The following is an 18,284-nucleotide window of genomic DNA, read 5'->3' as shown; positions in this document are numbered from 1 at the left end:
GGCCCATCCCCATGAATCCCATGAATCCCATGACTGCCATGACCCACGTGATCCCCATTGTTCCGATCGCCTCCACGGCCCCGATCGACGTCCAGGCGCTGGTGCAGCCCGACCGCGTGCACAAGCGCGTCTACACCGACCCCGCCCTCTTCGAGCTGGAGATGGACCGCGTCTTCGGCCAGGCCTGGCTCTACGTCGGCCACGAAAGCCAGGTGCCCCACCCGGGCGACTACTTCACCACCCGGCTGGGCCGCGAGCCCGTGGTGATGCTGCGGCACACCGACGGCGCCGTGCACGTGCTGTTCAACCGCTGCCCGCACAAGGGCGCGAAGATCGTGCCCGACGGCAGCGGCAGCGCGGGCAAGTTCTTGCGCTGCCTGTACCACGGCTGGACCTTCAAGTGCGACGGCAGCCTGCTGTCGGTGCCGCTGCGCAGCGGCTACGAAGACACCGCGCTCGACCTGAAAGACCCGCAGTACGGCGTGCGCAAGGTGGCGCGCGTGGCCACGCACCGCGGCTTCGTGTTCGCGAGCCTCGCGGCCGAAGGCCCCGGGCTGAAAGACTTTCTGGGTGGCGTGGCCACGTCGCTCGACAACTTCTGCGACCGCGCGCCCGCGGGCGAGGTGGAGGTGGCCGGCGGCGTGCAGCGCGTGATACAGCGCAACAACTGGAAGATCTTCTTCGAGAACCTGCACGACACGATCCATGCGGTGGCCACGCACGAATCCTCTTGGCGCGCGGCCAAGGAAGAGTACGAGGCCATGCCCGCCGGCAGCCCCAAGCCCTTCGAGGTGGTGATCGTCGACGGCAACGGCGAGCCGCTCGACTTCTGGGAAAAGCTGGAGCTGAAGGGCTACGACAACGGCCACGGCTTCATGGAAGGCATCTTCGTGCCGCCGACCGACCCGGTGAGCCTGGCCTATGTGGCTTCGCTGGAGGCGGCACACGGCGCGCAGCGCACGCAAGAGATCTTGCGCGTGAACCGTCACAACACCATCGTCTACCCGAGCTGTTCGCCGCACACCTCGTTCCAGCAGATCCGGGTGATACGGCCGCTGTCGGTGGACCGCACGCTGGTCGAGATCTTCAGCTTCCGCCTGAAGGGCGCGCCGGAGGCCACCTTCCAGCGCACGCTGAAGTACACCAACATCGTCAATTCGCCCTCGTCCAATGTGATGTCAGACGACCTGGAGGCCTACAACCGCGTGCAGGAAGGCCTGGGCTCGGACGGCGGCGACTGGGTCAGCATGCACCGCGCGGCCGGGCGCGACCAGCCGCTGCCGGGCGGGCGCGCGTCCAACGGCAACAGCGAGATGCCCTCGCGCAACATGTTCGCGGCCTGGGCTTCCTACATGGGTGCCGGCGCGGATGCCGGTGCGGGAGACAAGGCATGAACTTCATCGACTGGCAAGAGCAGCAAGGCATCACGCAGTTCCTGCACCACGAGGCGCGCCTGCTCGACGAGCACCGCTGGGACGAATGGCAGCAGCTCTTCACGCCCGACGGCCTGTACTGGGTGCCGCTGGTGCACGGGCAGACCGACCACCTCGACCATGCCTCGCTGTTCTGCGAAGACGCGCTGCTGCGCTCCATGCGCGCACGGCGGCTGGAGCAGGCCCGCGCCTATTCGCAGCAGCCCGCGACGCGCACCGTGCACGTGCTGGGCAACATCGCGCTCGAATCGCGCGACGAGGCAGGCTGCACGGTGCGCTCGACCTTCCTGCTGCTGGAGTGGCGCAAGACCGAGCAGCGTGTTTTCGGTGGCAGCGTGCTGCACACCTTGCGCAAGGACGAACAGGCGGGGGGCGGCTTTCGCATCCAGACCAAGCGCGTCGACCTCGTCAACTGCGACGCACCGCACGAAGCCCTGCAGGTGTTCATGTGAAGGCCGCGCTGCTGGCCATGCACTACCAGAACGACGTGCTGCACGCCGACGGCAAGGTGCGCGTGGGCGTGGCCGCCGACGACCCGGCGCGCCCGCGGCTCATCGCCTCGGCCGTGCGGCTTGTCGCGGCTGCGCGTGCGAGCGGCGTGCCGGTGATCTTCGTGCGCATCGCTTTCGCGCCGGGCTACGCGGACTGCCTGCGCAACTGCGTGCTGTTTCGCCGCGTGGCGGAAACAGGCGCGGTGCAGGAGGGGAGTTGGGGCGCCGAGTTCTACAGCGAGCTCGCGCCGTTGCCCGGCGAGGCCGTGGTCACCCACAAGCGCAACAACCCCTTCTGGGCCAGCGGGCTCGAGGAGGTGGTGCGCGCCACCGGGGCGGGCCGGCTGTACGTGGCGGGCATCGCAACCAACCACGTGGTCGAGCACGGCGCGCGCCATGCGAGCGACCTGGGTTACAGCGTGGCGGTGGTGGCCGACGCCTGCAGCACCGCGCAGGCGCACCTGCATGCGGCCAGCCTGGAAAATCTGGCGATGCTCGCGGACGTGGTCCGGGTGGACGACGCCGTCGCGCAGATGAAAGGGTTGCAATGAACATGCAAGACAAGGTCGCGATCGTCACCGGCGCGGCCGCGATGCTGGGCAGCGCCATCGTGCGTGCCTTCGTGCAGGCGGGTGCGCGGGTGCTGGCGGTGGACATCGACGTGCCGCGCGGCCAGGCACTGGCGGCCGAGCTGGGCCCGCGCTGCCGCTTCGTGGCCTGCGACATCGCCAGCGACGACGCGCTCGACGCCCTGGTGGCCGACGTGCTGCGGGTGGAGGGGCGCATCGACTTCCTGGTCAACAACGCGGTGGTCTATGGCGACGCCGGGCTGGCTGCCGCGCGCGGCGAGTGGCTGAGCGCGCTGAACGTCAACCTGGTCTCCGGCGCGATGCTGGTGCAGAAGACCGCCGCCGCGCTGGCGGCGCAGCGCGGCGCCATCGTGAACATGGGCAGCGTGGGCGGCAAGTTCGGCACGGCGGGCAGGGCGCTCTACCCGGCGGCCAAGGCTGCCATCCTGCAGCTCACGCGCAACCAGGCCGCCAGCCTGGCGCCCCAGGGCGTGCGGGTGAATTCGGTGTCGCCGGGGTGGACCTGGTCGGACGCCCTGTCGCGCATGGCCGGCGCCGACCGCGCGCTGGCCGACCGCGTCGGCGCGCCGATGCACCCGCTGGGCCGCGTGGGCGACGGCGACGACGTGGCGCAGGTGGTGCTGTTCCTGTGCTCGGACGCGGCACGCTTCGTGACCGGCGCGGACATTCCGGTGGACGGCGGCTTCTCGATGCTGGGGCCGGACCAGGGGCACTCGGCGCGGGACTGGTTCGCGGCGCTGCCGGACTAGAAGGCGGCGATGCAGGCAGGCCAGGCCCTGCGCGGTCTGTGCGCGGGCGCGTTGTTGCGCCCGGTCAAGCGGCGGCAGCGTCGCTTTTCCATCGGTCGAAGTCCGGTGGCGCCATCGGCCGCGCGATGAAGTAGCCCTGCACTCCGTCGCAGCCGCAACTGGCGGTCAGGTCGAACTGTTCCTGCGTCTCCACGCCCTCGGCGACCACCAGCAGTTCGAGTGCGTGCGCGAGCTGGACGATGGACCTGAACACCGCGGCGTCGCCCGCGCTCTCGCCGGCGTTGACGATGAAGCTGCGGTCCAGCTTCACCGAGGTCAGGGGCATGCGAGGCAGCTGCGACAGCGTCGAGTAGCCCACGCCGAAGTCGTCCATCGCCACCATGAATCCGTGCTTGCGCGCCCGCTCCAGCGCGGCGACGGCATGCGCGTCGGCGAACACGCCCTCGGTCACTTCGATGCAGAAGCGCCCGGCCGGCAGGCCGTGCTGTGCCAGCAGCGCCAGCAGGTCCGCCACCACATCGCCGGCGGCGAACTGGGCGGGTGACACGTTCAGGTTGATCACCGGCCATTCGCCGGGTGCTGCCCGCTCCCACGCCGCCGCCTGGGCGACCGCCAGGCCGAGCAGCTTGCGGCCCAGGGGCGCGATCAGGCCCTTGCGTTCCGCCAGGGGGATGAACCGGTCGGGCGCAATGGCGCCGAGCCGCGGGTGACGCCACCTCGCCAGCGACTCCACGGCCATGATCCTTCGGTCGGCCACGCCCACCACGGGCTGGAACGACAGCCAGAGTTCGTCGTCCTTGGCCAAGGCCAGGTGAAGGTCCTGCTCGAGCTCGACCTCCTGCCGGCGCGTGTCGTGCATGTCGTTCGCGAACGCCACGGCCCGGTTGCCGCCGCGGGCCTTGGCCACGTACATCGCCAGGTCGGCCGCCTGTGCCAGGTTGGCGCCGGCAGCCTCCTGCGCATGCGCGGTACCCACGCTCGCCGCCAGCATGAAGCTGCGTCCGCGCACCTCGTAGGGCCGGGCCAGCGAGCGGCTGACCGCATGGCCGAGCTGCTCGGCTTGTTCGGCACTCAGGTCCGCGCAGCAGATGGCGAATTCATCGCCGCCGATGCGGCCCACCGGCGCGCCGTTCGCCGCGGCCCGCAGCCGCGTCGCGACTTCGACCAGCACGCGGTCGCCCTCTTCAGGGCCGAAGGCTTCGTTGACCGCCCGGAAGCCGTCCAGGTCGATCAGCACCTCGCTCGCGGACGCGTCCACGGCCGCGGTGCCACTCCGGCGCAGGTCCATCATCTTGTTGCGCGTGAGCAGGCCTGTCAGCGCGTCGTGGTCGGCCGCTCGCCGTGTCAGGCGTTCGGCAATGCCGCGCGCCCGGTCCACGCCATGGGCGCGCACCGTGACGATGGTGACCACGGCCCAGATCAGCGCGACGATGAATGCGCTTTGATAGACCAGCAGCACACCGTCCGGCGGCAGCCGGAAGCCGGGGTTGTCCAGCCGCCTCGACACGAGCCAGACCGCTGCCGCCAACAGCAGCGTGGTGCTGCCGAGCAGCCGGCGTGCCAGGCGGCCGGGCTCGGAGCCGGCCGTCAGGGCTCTCATGAAGGACCTGCGCGACGTCGCCAACAGGAGTGCGAGGGCCAGCGCGGCGGTCGCCGCCACGGTCCAGGGCGCCATGGCCCCCTGGAAGACCCGCAGTCCGCCGAGGTAGCCGGTGAGGGCCACGAAGAGCACGGCCAGCGAAGCCGTGGCCAGGAGCTGCGACACCAGCGGGCGCCGCATGCGCCGCGCAATCTCTCCAAGGCACAGCAGCAACAGCGTCCAGGCGACGTTCAGCGGCATCGTGATGTGGCTGCCCGTGGCCTGCCGATGCGCTTCGAGCGTGCCGCGAAACGGCGTCAACGCGCTGAAGAGCCGGTCGCCGGTCAGGGGAACCAGCAGCCGGATCGACACGAGGCAGAGCGCGAGCACCACGGCGATCCGCGCGACCGTGCGGGGAAGCCCGGTCGTCTTGCCGGGCACCAGCGCGATCGTGAGCATCAGCAGGCACAGCGCCGAGTAGGGGTGGGTGGCGGGCAGGTTGCCTAGGGGGCGCCACATGCCCGGCACGTCCAGTGCGTAACCGATCAGGACCCAAAGGGCGATGCCGCTGGCGAGCACGGTGCCTGCGATGCGGGCTGCGCGCGGCAGGCGCCATGGCGCGGGGTGCTCGGTCATGCCGCCATCGCGGTAGACGGGCTTGCCGCAGCAGTGCGATACCAGCGCCCCGGATCACGGATACCGAAAGGCAAAGCGGAGTGCATCGGTGCGATGAGTCTGCAATCGCCGGCGAAAGCCGATCCGCATCGAAGAGCCTTTGGCGCACTGTAGCAGGGGGGTACGCCGATCGAGGGGTCGGTTGAGCCTGAGTTCAGCGCCGTGCGATGGTCGCTGCGGTTTTGCCGGGTCACTCCTGCGTCAAGGCTGTTCCCGGTCTCTTCGCGGCTTCAGTCCGTGACCCAGCCAGTTGCCCGGCAGCGCCTCATCGACAACGTGGCCGCCGACCACCTTCCACCCACGTGCCGTGATCGCCAGCACAGCGGCGGCATCGTGCCCCGGCATGCCGTCCCCGTCTGCAGGCAATGGAAGGCAGGCTTCCACAAGACCCGCAGCCTGCAGCACCCGCAGCCGGTCGATGCCGATGGGGTCGCGCACCGTGAAAGGCGGCGCCGCCTCGGCCAGCGTCCGCAAGAGATTCAGGCACATCGGTGCGCTCCCGGTCGCTTCGTGGTTTCAGCCCATCAGCGTGCGCAGGCTGGCCAGCGCCACTTTCGGGTCGGCAATGCCGTGGTAGATGGGCGGCACTTCCTTGTCCACACCCATGAGCCCGTACACGCCGTGCATCGCGCCGCGCACCGAGTACTCGACGGTGAAGACCACGTCCTCCGCAATCTCCACGTACTGGCCCAGCAGCGCGAAGTTTTCGGCGCCGTGCGGAATGACGGCCGGCCGGTCCGTCGGGGCGCGGCACTCGAACTCGCTGGTGATGTACGGCATCATCACCGGCACCACGGTGGTGGTGCGCCGCACCTCGTCCAGGATGTCCTCGAAGCCCAGGTGATGGAGCAGCTCGGTCAGTATTTCCTGCCCCGTGGCCTGCGCCATCGTGCGGTCGATGAAGTTGCCCTGCGTTTCCAGCAGCAGGCCGTAGCCCCACAGCGTGAACACGCCGTCGGGCTGCGCGTCGAAGTGCGGCGGGTGCGGCACCACGATCGACATCAGCCAGCTCGAGTCCTTGAAGGTCATCAGGCCACCGGTGCCGGGCGCGTTGCCCGAGAAGGCCTGGATGCGCTGCAGCAGCAGCGGGCTGCGCATGGTGAGCGTGAAAGACTCCCACTTGCTCTCGTCCACATTGCCGCAGAAGGCCGCCGGCCGGCCCAGGCCCGGGGCCTTGCGCGCCAGGTTCTGCCACAGCGTCCAGGCGCCGTCGTGCGGCACGCGCACCAGCTCGGGCGCCTGGTGGTCGTCGCCGTTGCGCGAGTCGGCGGTCATGGAGCCGAGGGTGAGCAGGGCGCACTCCTGCGGCCCCAGGTTGTACGACACCGGCAGGCCGTCGCGCACGCAGTGCAGCGTGCGCAGCCGCAGGCCACCGCGTTCGCCTTGTTCGCCGTGCTCACCGGTGTCCGTGCCGGTGCCGCCAAAGTCCGCATCGACCACACGCGTGCCGAACTCGAACAGCACGCCGTGCGCGCGCAGCCAGCGCACCATCGGGCGCACGATGGTGTCGTACTGGTTGAGCTCGGTGCGGCGCACGCCGCCCAGCGTGTGGATGCGCGGCAGCTCCTGCAGGAAGCGCAGCATGTAGCGCTTGAGCTCGACCGCGCTGTGCCAGTTCTGGAACGCGAAGGTGGTGCGCCACATGGCCCAGAAGTTGGTGTCCAGGAAGTGCGAGGAGAACCACTCCTCGATGCGCCGGGTGCCCAGCACGCGCTCGGGCATGGCCAGCAGGCGCATCAGCTCCAGCCGGTCCTGCAGGTCGAAGCCGAGGTCGCTGGCATCCAGGATGCGGCGGTGCCGGTCGATGAGCCGCGCGTTGGCGTGGGAGTGCACCTGGCCGTTGAAGTCGCGCACCTCGTCGTGCACCGTGCGCGAGGGCGTGTTCAGCGACGGGATGCTGTCGAGCACGTTCCACAGGCAGGTGTAGGTCTCGTCGGTGAACATGCGCCCGCCGCGCGTCACGTAGCCCTGCTTCGCGTCGCCCGCGCCGTCCAGCGCGCCGCCGGGCAGCGGCGACTCCTCCAGGATGCGGATGCGCGAGCCGTGCATGCCGGCATCGCGAATCAGCAGCACGGCCGCGCTCAGCGCCCCGATGCCGCTGCCGACGATGGTGGCCTGGGTGAAGGGGGGCATGGGGTGTTCCTCGGGAAAGCGGTGGCGCAAAAGCGGTGTGATTCGCGAGCGTAAGGACGTGGGCGCGTCGCGGGCTTGATGCAGCGCAAGCGGCGCGGCGAGGGCGCGGCCTAAGGTGGCGCCATCGGCCCGTGCCGTTGCCTACGTTCGCCATGTTCCCCAAGGAGCTTCTCCATGCAGACCCCCAGATCCATCCTGCTTCACCTCGACAGCTCGGCGCGCGCGGTGGAGCGCATCCGGCTCGCGCGCCAGCTGGCCGAGACCTTCGACGCACAGGTCACGGCGCAGCCGTGCACGCTGTCGTCGCTGATGCGCTACCCCTTCGCGCTGGAAGGCGCGGCCGAGGCGGTGGCGATCATGCAGTCGATCGACAAGGACGCGCGCGACCGCATGCATGCGGCCTTCGCGGCCGAAAGCGCGGGCTCGCAGCGCATGCATTGGCGCGAGCCGATGCCCGATGCGCCCTGGGGCTTCGCCCGGCGCGCGCTCTACGCCGACCTGGTGGTGATGGGCCAGCGCGACCGCAACGACCCGTTCGACGCCGAGCTGCCCACCGACTTCCTCACCAGCGTGCTGGTCGAAAGCGGCCGGCCCGCGCTGGTGCTGCCCTGCGTGGGCCCGGTGGCCCCCATCGGCCACACGGTGCTGCTGGCCTGGAAGGAAACGCGCGAATCGGCACGCGCGGTGACGGCGTCGCTGCCGTGGCTGCGCACCGCGTCGCGCGTGCATGCGGTGTCGTACGGACGCGAAGCCGAGGTCTCGCTGGAGGGCCTGCGCGGCTACCTGCGCGCCCAGGGCATCGTCGAGCCGACGCTGCACTTCGGCGACAAGGACGAGGGCGACGTCGGCAACCGCCTGCTCTCCTTGTCCGCCGACCTCGGCGCCGACCTGCTGGTGATGGGCTGCTACGGCCACAGCCGCGCGCGCGAGTGGGTGATGGGCGGCGCCACGCTGTCGATGCTGCAGTCGATGACGCTGCCGGTGCTGATGTCGCACTGAGCGGCAGGCCTTTCGGAAGGGCGGGCGCCGCACCGCCGCCGATACACCCCGGACACACACCGGACACGGGGCATTCACCGAGCGTTACCGGCCGATGCGCTGCGTTGTCGCTGCGTTGCCGTGCGCTTCCTAGCATCGGTTCATCGACACGCGACACCCCCGTTGCGCCCAAGGAGTTCCAGATGCTTGATTTCACCGCCACCGAGAACACCACCGACACGCTCAAGCGCCTGGCCGCGCAGTTGCAGCCCCAGCGCCGGCTGGTGCACACCGGCGACGTGATCTACCAGGCGGGGGAGCGCTTCGAGCACCTGTACATCCTGAACTCCGGCTTCTACAAGATCGTGAACCTCACGGCCGACGGCCGCGAGCAGGTGGTGGGGCTGAAGTTTCGCGGCGACTGGCTCGGCTTCGAAGGCATTGCCGGCGGCTGCTACGGCTGTGACGCGGTGGCCATGGACACGGGCGAGGTCTGGGTGGTTTCCTACGACGCGCTGATTGCCGCCAGCCGGGTGCATCCCGACCTGCTGCAGGTGCTGCACGCCGCCATGAGCCGCGAGATAGCGAGCGACCGCGACTCGCTGATGTCGGTGTGCACGCTGCCGGCCGACGCACGGGTGGCCGACTTCCTGCGCTACTGGGCCGAGTCGCTGGCCGAACGCGGCATGCGCACCGACCAGATCACGCTGCGCATGACGCGCGCCGAAATCGGCAACTACCTGGGCATGACGCTGGAGACCGTGAGCCGGGCGCTGTCGCGGCTGGCGCGCGACAAGGTCATCGGCTTTGCCGAAAAGGGCCGGCGCGACGTGCAGATTCCCGACGTGCGGGCGCTGTCGGCCTTCGTGCAGCGCTGCCTGGCGCCGGTGGCCGTGCCGATGCCCGCGGCTGTGCCGGCCCCTGCCATGCTGCAGTGAGGCTTCAGCCCAGCAACCGCGCGATGGCGCGCGCGAGTTCGCCGCGCGAGTAGGGCTTGGGCAGCAGTTCCCAGCCGGGCGGCATGTCGCGGTCGGCGTCCAGCAGCTCCGACGAGAAGCCCGACATCAGCAGGATCGCCAGGCGCGGAAACAGCTGCTGCGCCTCGGTGGCGAGCTGCGTGCCGCGAATGCCCGCGCCGAGCGCGATGTCGCTCAGCAGCAGGTCGAAGGGGGCAGGGCCGGTGCGCATGACCGACAGCGCCTCTTCGCCGCTGGCGGCCGATTCCACCTTGCAGCCCAGCGTGACCAGGAAGGTGTGCACCACCTTGCGGACCTCGGCGTCGTCTTCCACCAGCATCACCCGCAGGCCAGGGGGAATGAAGGCGTCGGCTCGCTCTTCCTGAGCGGCCGGCGGCGTGGCGCGGCTGCCGCGTTCCAGCTGCGGCAGGTACAGCGTCACCGTGGTGCCCGCGCCCGGCTGGCTGTCGATGGCGATCGCGCCCTTCGACTGCTTGGCGAAACCGTACACCGTGCTCAGGCCCAGGCCCGTGCCGCGACCCGCTTCCTTGGTGGTGAAGAAGGGCTCGAAGGCGCGCTCCTTCACGTCGTCGGCCATGCCGGTGCCGCTGTCGGACACGGAGATGGCGACGAAGCGGCCGTGCGCATGGGCGTTCGGGTCGTTGCGCTCCGTGCGCAACGCGGGCGGCAGCATGCCGCAGTCCCGGGAGCGAAAGTGCAGCGTGCCGCCTTCGGGCATGGCGTCGCGCGCGTTGATGGCGATGTTCAGCAGCGCCGACTCCAGCTGCACCGGGTCGGCCAGCACCGGCGGGCAGGCCGGGCCGGTGTCGATGGCGATGTGAATGCGCTGGTCCAGCGTGCGGCGCAGCATGTCGGCCAGCGAATGCAGCAGGGCGTGCGTGTCGACCACGTCGGGCTGCAGCATCTGCCGGCGCGAGAAGGCCAGCAGCTTGCCGGTGAGCTCGGCACCGCGCCGGCTGGCGCGCATGGCGGCGCCCACCAGTTGCTGCGCGTGGGCGTCCTGCGCCAGCGCGGGCAGCTCCTCGAGCACCTGCAGGTTGCCCTGTATCACGGTGAGCAGATTGTTGAAGTCGTGCGCGATGCCGCCGGTGAGCTGGCCGACGCTTTCCAGCCGCTGGGCGTGGGCCAGCGCCTCTTCGGTGCGCACGCGCTGCAGGCTGGTGGCCAGCAGGTTGGACAGCGACTCCAGGAAGCGCAGCTCTTCGTCGCCGAAGCGCTTGGCCTGCCGGGAGCGCACCGAGAGCATGCCGATCACGCGGCCGCGGTCGGACAGCGGCACCGCGAGCGCGCTGACCAGGCCGGCGTCGAGGTAGTTGGGCGGCACGGCGAAGCGACGCTCCTCGCGGTAGTCCGCAATCACCACCGGGCGGCCCTGCGACAGCACGTAGCCCGGTGGCGTGTCGGGGCGGTTGGCGATGCGCGCGCCGATTTCCTCGCCCACCACGTTGCCCACGCCGCTGGCCACGCGGAACTCGAGTCCGTTGTCCTGCAGCAGCAGCACCATCGCGACCTCGACCTCCAGGCCCGCGGCGGCGATGTGCGGCACCTGCTCGAGCACCACCTGAAGGTCGCGCGTGTCCACGGCCAGCCGGCCCAGTTGCGCCAGGTGGTCGCTGTAGCGCGCGCGCTGCAGCGCCTGCTTCACGCGCGGGTAGGCGCCGATGTCGCGAATGGCGGCCACCACGAAGGGCAGGCCGTGGTCCTGCAGCGGGCTGAGCGCGATCTCGACCATGACCTCGCTGCCGTCCTTGCGCTTGGCGACCAGCTCCATGTGCGTGCCCATGGGGCGCGGACGCGGCGCACGGCCGTAGGCCTCGCGGTAGGAGGCATGGCGCGGGCGGATGCTGTCGGGCACCAGCACGTCGACGTTCAGGCCGATCAGCTCGTCGACGGCATAGCCCAGCAGCGCGGCGGCCGAGGGGTTGGCCAGCATGATGGCGCCGGCCTGGTCGACCAGCAGCAGGGAGTCGGGGTAGGCGATGAAGAGCGAGCGGAACACGCTGCCTTCCTCGATGCCGGTCGGCAGCGACAGCAGGAAAGGCGGGTGCGCCGCGTCAACCATGGGACACCGGCGGCACCAGGATGTAGCCCGCGCCCCGCACCGACCTGATGAGCTGCGGCTCGTCCGCATCCGCCTCGATCTTCCTGCGCAGCCGGCCGACCTGCACGTCGATCGTGCGGTCGAACGGTGCGGCCTCGCGCCCGCGGGTCTGTTCGAGCAGGAAGTCGCGTGACAGCACGCGCCCGGGGTGACGCGCGAAGGCGCACAGCAGGTTGAACTCGCCCCCGGTGAGCGTCACGTCCCGGCCTTGCGGGTCGACGAGGCGGCGCGCGGCGGTGTCGAGCTGCCAGTCGGCGAAGCGCAGCTTTTCGGGGTCGGGCACCGGGGCGGCGGGGGCAGCGGGAGCAGCGGGCGCCTCGGGCGTGATGCGCCGCAGCACCGCCTTCACGCGCGCGACCAGCTCGCGCAGGTCGAAGGGCTTGGTCACGTAGTCGTCGGCGCCCACCTCCAGGCCGACCACCTTGTCCACCGCGTCGCCGCGGCCGGTGACGATGACGAGGCCGCAGCGCCAGCTTTCGCGCATGCGCCGCGCAATGGAGAAACCGTCTTCGCCGGGCAGGCCGAGGTCGAGCAGCACCAGGTCGGCCGGGTCGGCGGCCATGAGCGCCATGAGGTCGCGGCCGTTGTGCAACTGGGTCACGCGAAAGCCGTGGCTCTGCAAATAGGTGGCCAGGAGCTGCGTGATGTCGACTTCGTCGTCGAGCACCGCGATGTGGGGTGCGGGTTTCATGCGAGAGGGGGAACGTCGGGAATCCGGGGGAGCGTAGCACGCATGCCTGTGAAGAAGCCCGGTCGAGCGAGGCTGCCAGCGCCGGTTTCCGGCGGTGTGGTGGATGCGCCGAGCGCCGGCTGGCGGCGTGCGGCGCCCTGCTTGATCTGGCGCAAAGGTTGCCCGCGCCCGGCTGCGCAGAATCGCCGCTTCGTTCAAGAGGCACGCATGCATTCACTGCTTTTTTCCGGCGTTCTGGATCTTCCCTGGTGGGGCTGCGTGCTCGTCGCGCTGGCGCTCACGCACGTCACCATCGCGTCGGTCACCATCTTCCTGCACCGCCACCAGGCGCACCGCGCGCTGGAGCTGCATCCGGCGGTCAGCCATTTCTTCCGTTTCTGGCTCTGGCTCACCACGGGCATGGTCACCAGGCAGTGGGCCGCGGTGCACCGCAAGCACCACGCCAGGTGCGAGACCCCCGAAGACCCGCACAGCCCGCAGGTGTACGGCCTGAACCGCGTGCTGTGGGGCGGTGTGGCGCTGTACGCGCACGAGGCGGCCAACAAGGAAACGCTGGCGCGCTACGGCCACGGCACGCCGGACGACTGGATCGAGCGCCGGCTGTACACGCGCCACCAGGTCCTGGGCATCGTGCTGATGGGCGTGCTCGACATGGCGCTGTTCGGCGTGTTGCCCGGCGCGCTGATCTTGTTCACGCAGATCGCGTGGATTCCGTTCTGGGCGGCCGGCGTGGTGAACGGCATCGGCCATTACTGGGGCTACCGCAACTGGCCCGCGGCCGACGCCAGCACCAACATCTTTCCGATCGGCATCGTGATCGGCGGCGAGGAGCTGCACAACAACCACCACGCCTTTCCGACCTCGGCCAAGCTGTCGAGCAAGTGGTACGAGTTCGACATCGGCTGGCTCTACATCCGAACGCTGCAGGCGCTGGGCCTGGCGAAGGTCAAGCACCTGGCGCCGAAGCCGCGGTTGGTGGCGCCCCGGCCGGTCGTCGACATCGACACGGTGCAGGCGGTCATTCGCCATCACTACGACGTGCTGTCGAGCTACACGCGCTCGCTGAAGACGGCCTGTGCCCGCGAGGTCGGCCGGCTGCGCGAAGCGTCGCCGCAAGAGGCGCGTGCGCTGCGCGGCGTGAAGCGCTGGCTCGGCACCGACGAACGGGCGCTCGACGCGTCCCGGCAGGCGCAGATGCTGGCGGCGCTGGGCGCCTCGCACGCGCTGGTGACCATGTACGCCATGCGGCGCGAACTCACGGTGCTGTGGGCGCGCTCGGGCGCCACGGGTGAACAGCTCGTGCGGCGCCTGCAGGACTGGTGCGAACGCGCGGAAGACAGCGGCATCGCACCGCTGGCCGACTTCTCGATGCGGCTGCGGTCCTACGCCTGAGCCCGCGGCCGGGCGCGAGCGGAACGTCGGCGGCGCTCGACCCACTCGAACACCATCATTCCCACCAGCATGGCCGCGACGAAGGCCAGCGCCTTGGCCTCGCCCATGCCGAGCGCGACGAGGCCGGGGCCGGGGCAGAAGCCAGCCAGGCCCCAGCCGGCGCCGAACACGAGGCTGCCCATCACCAGGCGCCTGTCGATGCGGCGCGCGGTCAGCAGCTGCATGGGGGCGCCCAGCAGCGAACGCGGGCGCCGCGCGGCCACGAAGAAGGCGACGGCGCCCACGGCAATGGCCCCGGCCATCACCAGTGCCAGGGAGGGATCCCATCGCCCGAAGAGATCGAGAAAGCCCAGCACCTTGGCCGGGTTCGCCATGCCGGACACGAGCAGCCCGATGCCGAACACCAGGCCCGACAAGAAGGACGCGAGAGCGAACATGCCGATCTCCTTCAGGCGCCGGCCAGATGGCGCACGACCCACACCGTGGCGAAACCCGCCGCCATGAAAGCCACGGTGGCGACCAGGGAGCGTGAGGAGAAGCGCGACAGCCCGCACACCCCGTGGCCGCTGGTACAGCCGCCGCCGTAGCGCGTGCCGATGCCCACGAGCAGGCCGGCGGCCACCACCGTGCCCCAGCCGGCGTCGATGCGCAGCGCCGGCCAGGCACCGAACACGAGGAAGACCAGCGGCGCCGCCACCAGCCCGCCCACGAAAGCCAGCCGCCAGGCCACGTCGCCGCGCGCGGGCCGCAGGAGCCCGCCGAGCACGCCGCTGATGCCCGCGATGCGTCCGTTGAGCAGCACGAACATCGCCGCCGCGAGGCCGATCAGCACGCCGCCGGCCAGCGACGACCACGGCGTGAAGGCCTGCCAGTCGATGGCAATCATGTGCTGGCCTCCACGGGGCCACGGAGGCAGCGGAGCGTCGCCAGGCCGTGGCGAATGTTGTCGACCTCGGGGTCGATGTCGGTTTTGTTGTCGGGCATGAGCGTGCGCACGGAAGCCATGGGATCGAGCCAATATACCCATGGACGGACCGATGCCGTCGATCCCGTTCCAAGTTCCACGTGCGGGCCTGCCGGCTGCCGCTGCCGACCGGCTCGCCGACGGACCGGCTACTGGCTGGCGACTTCGCCGACCGGCAGCGAGAAGCGCTCGGACTCGGCCCGCGCCAGTTCCTCGGGCGCGCGGACCAGCAGCACCGGCACGGGCGACATGCGCAGGATGTGTTCCGCGTTGCTGCCCATGACCCAGCGGCCCAGGCCGCGGCGGCCATGCGTGCCGATCACGATCAGCTCGGCGTGCGACGCCACGGCTTGTGCGATGACCTGGTCGTGCACCGCGCCCCTCACGCGGTCGCACAGCACCACCTCGGCTTCCACGCCTTGCGCGGCGGCCTGGGCGCGGCCTTCCTGCAGGAGCGCCGCGGCCTTGGCGCGCAGCTCGTCGAGCCAGTTGCCGGAATAGCCCGCGTAGGCATCCATGCCGAGCGCGAACGAAAGCTCGTCGATCACGTGCACCAGCCGCAGGCGACCGCCGGTGAGCCTGGCCAGCCGGATGGCCTCGGCGAGGCCGCGGCCCGATGTCGAACTGCCGTCGATGGGAACAAGAATTCGCTGGTACATGGCATGCCTCCGGGGCGAGTGGGTGTGCGAGCCAGTATGGGCAGGCCCGCGGCGCCGGGGCTTGATCGATGTCAAGCGGGGCTGAAGGCTGCGCAACACGGCCGTGCAGTTCGAGGCGCGGCGGATGCTGCCGGAGATGGCGACAAGTCGCGTGGTGGTGTCGTGATCGTTCGTCAATGGGCTTGGCTCCTGGTTTTTAGCCGGCGCAGTTTATGCATAAAATCGAAACCATGTACAAAAAAGAATCGACCGCCGAACGCGCGCTCCCGCTCGTCGACCAGGCCTTCATTCGGCTGCGCCAGGACGTGCTCTCGGGCACCTACGGCGCGGGTGCAAAGCTCAAGCTCGACGAACTGCAGACGGCCTACGGTTTTTCGAGCAGTCCGTTGCGCGAGGCGCTCAGCCGCCTGGCGCAGGAGGGGCTGATTCGCGCCGACGAACGGCGCGGCTTCCGGGTGGCCGACATCTCCGCGGAAGACCTGGCGGACATCAGCCGCATGCGCGTGATGCTCGACGTGCCGGCGCTGCGCGAGTCCATCGCGAACGGCGACGACGCCTGGGAGGCGCTGGTGGTCGGCGCCTACCACCGGCTCGAGAAGGTCGAAGGCCGCATCGGCGACGGGCCCGTGGTGCTCGACGACGACTGGACGCAGGTGCACACGGCCTTTCATGCGGCGCTGCTGGCGGCCTGTCCGTCGGAGCGCATGCGCACCTGGAGCGCGAGCCTGTTCGACCAGGCGGAGCGTTACCGCCGCTACTCCGCGCGCTTTCGCAAGACGGCGCGGCGCAAGTCGAACGAGCACCGCAAGATCATGGACGCCACCTTGCGCCGCGACCATGAGACGGCCTGCGCGCTGCTGCAGGAGCACATTCTGAGCACCGAGCGCAACGTGCTGGCGGTGCTGGCCACAGCCGCCGAGCGCGCCGGCAAGCGCTAGCAGGCACTGCGCCAGGCCGGGTCTTGCGGCCTCCCGCCTCAGTTCCCCGGCATGTGGGGCGGGTTCAGTTCCAGCCGCTTGGCCGACTTCTTGCGCATGCGGATGTTGAGCATCTCCACGGTCAGCGAGAAGGCCATGGCGAAGTACACGTAGCCCTTGGGCACGTGGTGCTCGAAGCCCTCCGCCACCAGCACCACGCCCACCACCACCAGGAACGACAGCGCCAGCATCTTGATGGTGGGGTGGTTGGACACGAAGCGCCCGATCGGGCCGGCGAACACCATCATCAGCAGCACGGACACGATCACCGCGGCAATCATGATGCGCACGTCGTCCACCATGCCGACCGCCGTGATGATCGAGTCCAGCGAGAACACCAGGTCGATCACCATGATCTGCAGCAGCACCGAGGCCAGGGTCGCCTTGACCGCGCTGGACTTCTGCGTGTGCTCGCCCTCCAGCGACTGATGAACCTCGGTGGTGCTCTTCCAGATCAGGAACAGGCCGCCCAGGATCAGGATCAGGTCGCGGCCCGAAATCTCCTGCCCGAACAGCGAGAACAGCGGCGTGACCAGGCCGACGATCCAGGCCAGCACCAGCAGCAGCCCGATGCGCATGAACATGGCCATGAACAGGCCCACCCGGCGCGCGAATTCGCGCTGGGCGGGCGGCAGTTTGTCGACCAGGATGGAGATGAAGATGATGTTGTCGATGCCCAGCACGAGCTCGAGCGCGGTCAACGTGGCGAAGGCGATCCAGGCTTGGGGATCGGTCAGCAGTTCAAGCATTGAGGTCTTTCTGTAACGGCAGTGCGAGGAGGCAACGAGCGGCGTTGCACGCACGACTTTACGGTATGCGCAGCCCGAACTTCGCATTAGCCCCGCACCGCGCCCGCCCGCCGCCGCCTCAGTAAAAACCACTATGCATCAATCTTGTTTTATGCACAAAAATATCTTCGTGCATTAATCTGTGCATTCGGCAGGTCGATGGCGACCTGGCGTGCAACGTCTCCCAATCGAAAGAAGCAACGCATGAAATTGATGTCCTATTCACTCGCCGGGCGCGACACCTGGGGCGCCGTCGTCGACGGCGGCGTGGTCGAACTGGCCGCGCGCACCGGCCACGCCACGCTGGCCGACTTCATCGCCAGCGCCGACTTCGCGCGCCGCGATGCACTGGTCGCGGGGCTCGCGGCCGACGTGCCGCTGTCCGACGTGCATTACCTGCCGGTAATTCCGAAGCCCGAGAAGATCGTCTGCGCCGTGCGCAACTACATGGACCACCACCAGGAGGTGCTGGCCGCGGGCATGCAGCGCGAGCTCTCCGAGCAGCCGCCGATCTTCTTGCGCGTGTGGCGCTCGCAGACGCCGCACCAGGGCCCGATCGTTCGTCCGCGCGTGTCCGAGTCGCTCGACTGGGAAGGCGAGCTGGCGGTGATCATCGGCCAGAGCGGGCGCGACATCAGCGAGGCCGACGCCTGGAAGCACGTGGCCGGCTACAGCTGCTACAACGACGCCAGCGTGCGCGAGTGGCAGTTCCATGCGAAGCAGATCGCCTCGGGAAAGAACTTCGAGTCGACCGGCGCCTTCGGTCCGTGGATGGTCACGGCCGACGAGATTGCACCGGGCCGCGAGCTCAAGCTCGAGACACGCCTGAACGGCGAGGTGGTGCAGTCCAGCCACACGGGCCACATGATCTTTTCGATTCCGCGGCTCATCGCGTATGCGTCCACCATCTTCACGCTGGTGCCGGGCGACGTGATCATCACCGGCACGCCGGCCGGCGTGGGCTGGAGCAAGAAGCCGCCGCGCTTCATGAAGCCGGGCGACGTGGTCGAGGTCGAGATAGAAGCCATCGGCCTGCTGCGCAACCCGGTCGTGGCGCAGGACTGAGCAAGCGCCTTTCGCCCCCCGCATCGTGCGAGACGCCCGCAA

The 18,284-nt window shown here is 69.6% G+C and carries 18 protein-coding genes; 9 read left to right on the top strand and 9 right to left on the bottom strand.

Annotation, left to right across the window (positions count from 1 at the left end):
• Window positions 1–38 precede the first annotated feature (38 nt).
• From ACSFA5_RS02100 to ACSFA5_RS02085, 4 genes are read left to right on the top strand one after another with little or no spacing between them, the layout of a single operon-like run.
• A complete protein-coding gene (locus tag ACSFA5_RS02100) occupies window positions 39–1,394 on the top strand; it encodes an aromatic ring-hydroxylating dioxygenase subunit alpha (RefSeq protein ID WP_435442982.1) in 1,356 nt (451 codons plus the stop codon).
• Window positions 1,391–1,885, top strand: coding sequence for an aromatic-ring-hydroxylating dioxygenase subunit beta (locus tag ACSFA5_RS02095; protein WP_435442346.1), 495 nt, complete (start codon window positions 1,391–1,393; stop codon window positions 1,883–1,885). Before ACSFA5_RS02100 ends, ACSFA5_RS02095 begins: the two co-directional genes overlap by 4 nt.
• Window positions 1,882–2,475: a cysteine hydrolase family protein gene (locus tag ACSFA5_RS02090; RefSeq protein WP_435442345.1), complete on the top strand. Its 594-nt coding sequence runs from the start codon at window positions 1,882–1,884 to the stop codon at window positions 2,473–2,475. Before ACSFA5_RS02095 ends, ACSFA5_RS02090 begins: the two co-directional genes overlap by 4 nt.
• A complete protein-coding gene (locus tag ACSFA5_RS02085; protein ID WP_435442344.1) occupies window positions 2,472–3,263 on the top strand; it encodes an SDR family oxidoreductase in 792 nt (263 codons plus the stop codon). Before ACSFA5_RS02090 ends, ACSFA5_RS02085 begins: the two co-directional genes overlap by 4 nt.
• 64 nt (window positions 3,264–3,327) lie before the next feature.
• Here the strand turns inward: ACSFA5_RS02085 and ACSFA5_RS02080 are convergent, their stop codons facing one another.
• The 3 genes from ACSFA5_RS02080 to ACSFA5_RS02070 all read right to left on the bottom strand — a co-directional run bounded on the left by ACSFA5_RS02080 (window position 3,328) and on the right by ACSFA5_RS02070 (window position 7,650).
• Window positions 3,328–5,478, bottom strand: a complete 2,151-nt coding sequence (locus tag ACSFA5_RS02080) for a putative bifunctional diguanylate cyclase/phosphodiesterase (protein WP_435442343.1) — start codon at window positions 5,476–5,478, stop codon at window positions 3,328–3,330.
• Between the two features lie 240 nt (window positions 5,479–5,718).
• Window positions 5,719–6,006 carry a hypothetical protein gene (locus tag ACSFA5_RS02075; protein WP_435442342.1) on the bottom strand — a complete coding sequence of 96 codons (288 nt, stop codon included), beginning with the start codon at window positions 6,004–6,006 and terminating at the stop codon, window positions 5,719–5,721.
• Window positions 6,007–6,033: 27 nt separating this feature from the next.
• The gene (locus ACSFA5_RS02070; protein ID WP_435442341.1) at window positions 6,034–7,650 is read right to left on the bottom strand and encodes an oleate hydratase; all 1,617 of its coding nucleotides are present in this window, start codon (window positions 7,648–7,650) and stop codon (window positions 6,034–6,036) included.
• Window positions 7,651–7,824: 174 nt separating this feature from the next.
• Between ACSFA5_RS02070 and ACSFA5_RS02065 the strand changes: the two genes are divergently transcribed.
• Both ACSFA5_RS02065 and ACSFA5_RS02060 read left to right on the top strand, forming a co-directional pair.
• The gene (locus tag ACSFA5_RS02065) at window positions 7,825–8,649 is read left to right on the top strand and encodes a universal stress protein (protein ID WP_435442340.1); all 825 of its coding nucleotides are present in this window, start codon (window positions 7,825–7,827) and stop codon (window positions 8,647–8,649) included.
• A gap of 182 nt (window positions 8,650–8,831) precedes the next feature.
• Complete coding sequence (locus ACSFA5_RS02060; protein WP_435442339.1) at window positions 8,832–9,566, top strand: Crp/Fnr family transcriptional regulator; 735 nt, start codon at window positions 8,832–8,834, stop codon at window positions 9,564–9,566.
• Window positions 9,567–9,570: 4 nt separating this feature from the next.
• Here ACSFA5_RS02060 and ACSFA5_RS02055 read toward each other — a convergent pair whose 3' ends face one another.
• Window positions 9,571–11,667, bottom strand: coding sequence for a PAS domain S-box protein (locus tag ACSFA5_RS02055; RefSeq protein ID WP_435442338.1), 2,097 nt, complete (start codon window positions 11,665–11,667; stop codon window positions 9,571–9,573).
• Window positions 11,660–12,397 carry a response regulator gene (locus ACSFA5_RS02050; protein WP_435442337.1) on the bottom strand — a complete coding sequence of 246 codons (738 nt, stop codon included), beginning with the start codon at window positions 12,395–12,397 and terminating at the stop codon, window positions 11,660–11,662. Before ACSFA5_RS02050 ends, ACSFA5_RS02055 begins: the two co-directional genes overlap by 8 nt.
• A gap of 207 nt (window positions 12,398–12,604) precedes the next feature.
• Here ACSFA5_RS02050 and ACSFA5_RS02045 point away from each other — a divergent pair, with 207 nt between their 5' ends.
• A complete protein-coding gene (locus tag ACSFA5_RS02045) occupies window positions 12,605–13,789 on the top strand; it encodes a DesA family fatty acid desaturase (RefSeq protein WP_435442336.1) in 1,185 nt (394 codons plus the stop codon).
• Here ACSFA5_RS02045 and ACSFA5_RS02040 read toward each other — a convergent pair.
• The 3 genes from ACSFA5_RS02040 to ACSFA5_RS02030 form a co-directional block, all read right to left on the bottom strand.
• Window positions 13,780–14,226, bottom strand: coding sequence for a DUF6691 family protein (locus tag ACSFA5_RS02040; RefSeq protein WP_435442335.1), 447 nt, complete (start codon window positions 14,224–14,226; stop codon window positions 13,780–13,782). The genes ACSFA5_RS02045 and ACSFA5_RS02040 overlap by 10 nt on opposite strands.
• Before the next feature lie 11 nt (window positions 14,227–14,237).
• Window positions 14,238–14,672, bottom strand: a complete 435-nt coding sequence (locus ACSFA5_RS02035) for a YeeE/YedE family protein (RefSeq protein WP_435442981.1) — start codon at window positions 14,670–14,672, stop codon at window positions 14,238–14,240.
• Window positions 14,673–14,902: 230 nt separating this feature from the next.
• Entirely contained in the window at window positions 14,903–15,412 is a 510-nt protein-coding gene (locus ACSFA5_RS02030) for a universal stress protein (RefSeq protein WP_435442334.1), read from the bottom strand.
• A 212-nt stretch (window positions 15,413–15,624) separates the two neighbouring features.
• On the opposite strand from ACSFA5_RS02030, the gene ACSFA5_RS02025 reads away from it, so the two are divergent.
• Entirely contained in the window at window positions 15,625–16,350 is a 726-nt protein-coding gene (locus tag ACSFA5_RS02025; protein WP_435442333.1) for a GntR family transcriptional regulator, read from the top strand.
• A 38-nt stretch (window positions 16,351–16,388) separates the two neighbouring features.
• Here the strand turns inward: ACSFA5_RS02025 and ACSFA5_RS02020 are convergent, their stop codons facing one another.
• On the bottom strand, window positions 16,389–17,138 hold the full coding sequence (locus tag ACSFA5_RS02020; RefSeq protein WP_435442332.1) for a TerC family protein: 750 nt from the start codon (window positions 17,136–17,138) through the stop codon (window positions 16,389–16,391).
• 243 nt (window positions 17,139–17,381) lie between these two features.
• On the opposite strand from ACSFA5_RS02020, the gene ACSFA5_RS02015 reads away from it, so the two are divergent.
• Window positions 17,382–18,242 (top strand): fumarylacetoacetate hydrolase family protein, encoded by an 861-nt coding sequence (locus ACSFA5_RS02015; RefSeq protein ID WP_435442331.1) that lies wholly within the window; start codon window positions 17,382–17,384, stop codon window positions 18,240–18,242.
• Window positions 18,243–18,284: the final 42 nt, after the last annotated feature.

Origin of the sequence: Variovorax monticola, assembly GCF_051216855.1 — a bacterium.
Taxonomy (GTDB): Bacteria; Pseudomonadota; Gammaproteobacteria; order Burkholderiales; family Burkholderiaceae_C; genus Variovorax.
The sequence above is the reverse complement of the archived record's forward strand: the minus strand, read 5'-3'. Positions and strand labels throughout refer to the sequence as shown.

Bases quoted from the DNA above. Each gene is read 5' to 3' on its own strand.
- ACSFA5_RS02100 (WP_435442982.1), top strand. From the start codon at position 39: ATGACCCACGTGATCCCCATTGTTCCGATCGCCTCCACGGCCCCGATC.
- ACSFA5_RS02095 (WP_435442346.1), top strand. From the start codon at position 1,391: ATGAACTTCATCGACTGGCAAGAGCAGCAAGGCATCACGCAGTTCCTG.
- ACSFA5_RS02085 (WP_435442344.1), top strand. From the start codon at position 2,472: ATGAACATGCAAGACAAGGTCGCGATCGTCACCGGCGCGGCCGCGATG.
- ACSFA5_RS02080 (WP_435442343.1), bottom strand. From the start codon at position 5,478: ATGACCGAGCACCCCGCGCCATGGCGCCTGCCGCGCGCAGCCCGCATC.
- ACSFA5_RS02075 (WP_435442342.1), bottom strand. From the start codon at position 6,006: ATGTGCCTGAATCTCTTGCGGACGCTGGCCGAGGCGGCGCCGCCTTTC.
- ACSFA5_RS02070 (WP_435442341.1), bottom strand. From the start codon at position 7,650: ATGCCCCCCTTCACCCAGGCCACCATCGTCGGCAGCGGCATCGGGGCG.
- ACSFA5_RS02065 (WP_435442340.1), top strand. From the start codon at position 7,825: ATGCAGACCCCCAGATCCATCCTGCTTCACCTCGACAGCTCGGCGCGC.
- ACSFA5_RS02060 (WP_435442339.1), top strand. From the start codon at position 8,832: ATGCTTGATTTCACCGCCACCGAGAACACCACCGACACGCTCAAGCGC.
- ACSFA5_RS02055 (WP_435442338.1), bottom strand. From the start codon at position 11,667: ATGGTTGACGCGGCGCACCCGCCTTTCCTGCTGTCGCTGCCGACCGGC.
- ACSFA5_RS02050 (WP_435442337.1), bottom strand. From the start codon at position 12,397: ATGAAACCCGCACCCCACATCGCGGTGCTCGACGACGAAGTCGACATC.
- ACSFA5_RS02045 (WP_435442336.1), top strand. From the start codon at position 12,605: ATGCATTCACTGCTTTTTTCCGGCGTTCTGGATCTTCCCTGGTGGGGC.
- ACSFA5_RS02040 (WP_435442335.1), bottom strand. From the start codon at position 14,226: ATGTTCGCTCTCGCGTCCTTCTTGTCGGGCCTGGTGTTCGGCATCGGG.
- ACSFA5_RS02030 (WP_435442334.1), bottom strand. From the start codon at position 15,412: ATGTACCAGCGAATTCTTGTTCCCATCGACGGCAGTTCGACATCGGGC.
- ACSFA5_RS02025 (WP_435442333.1), top strand. From the start codon at position 15,625: ATGCATAAAATCGAAACCATGTACAAAAAAGAATCGACCGCCGAACGC.
- ACSFA5_RS02020 (WP_435442332.1), bottom strand. From the start codon at position 17,138: ATGCTTGAACTGCTGACCGATCCCCAAGCCTGGATCGCCTTCGCCACG.
- ACSFA5_RS02015 (WP_435442331.1), top strand. From the start codon at position 17,382: ATGAAATTGATGTCCTATTCACTCGCCGGGCGCGACACCTGGGGCGCC.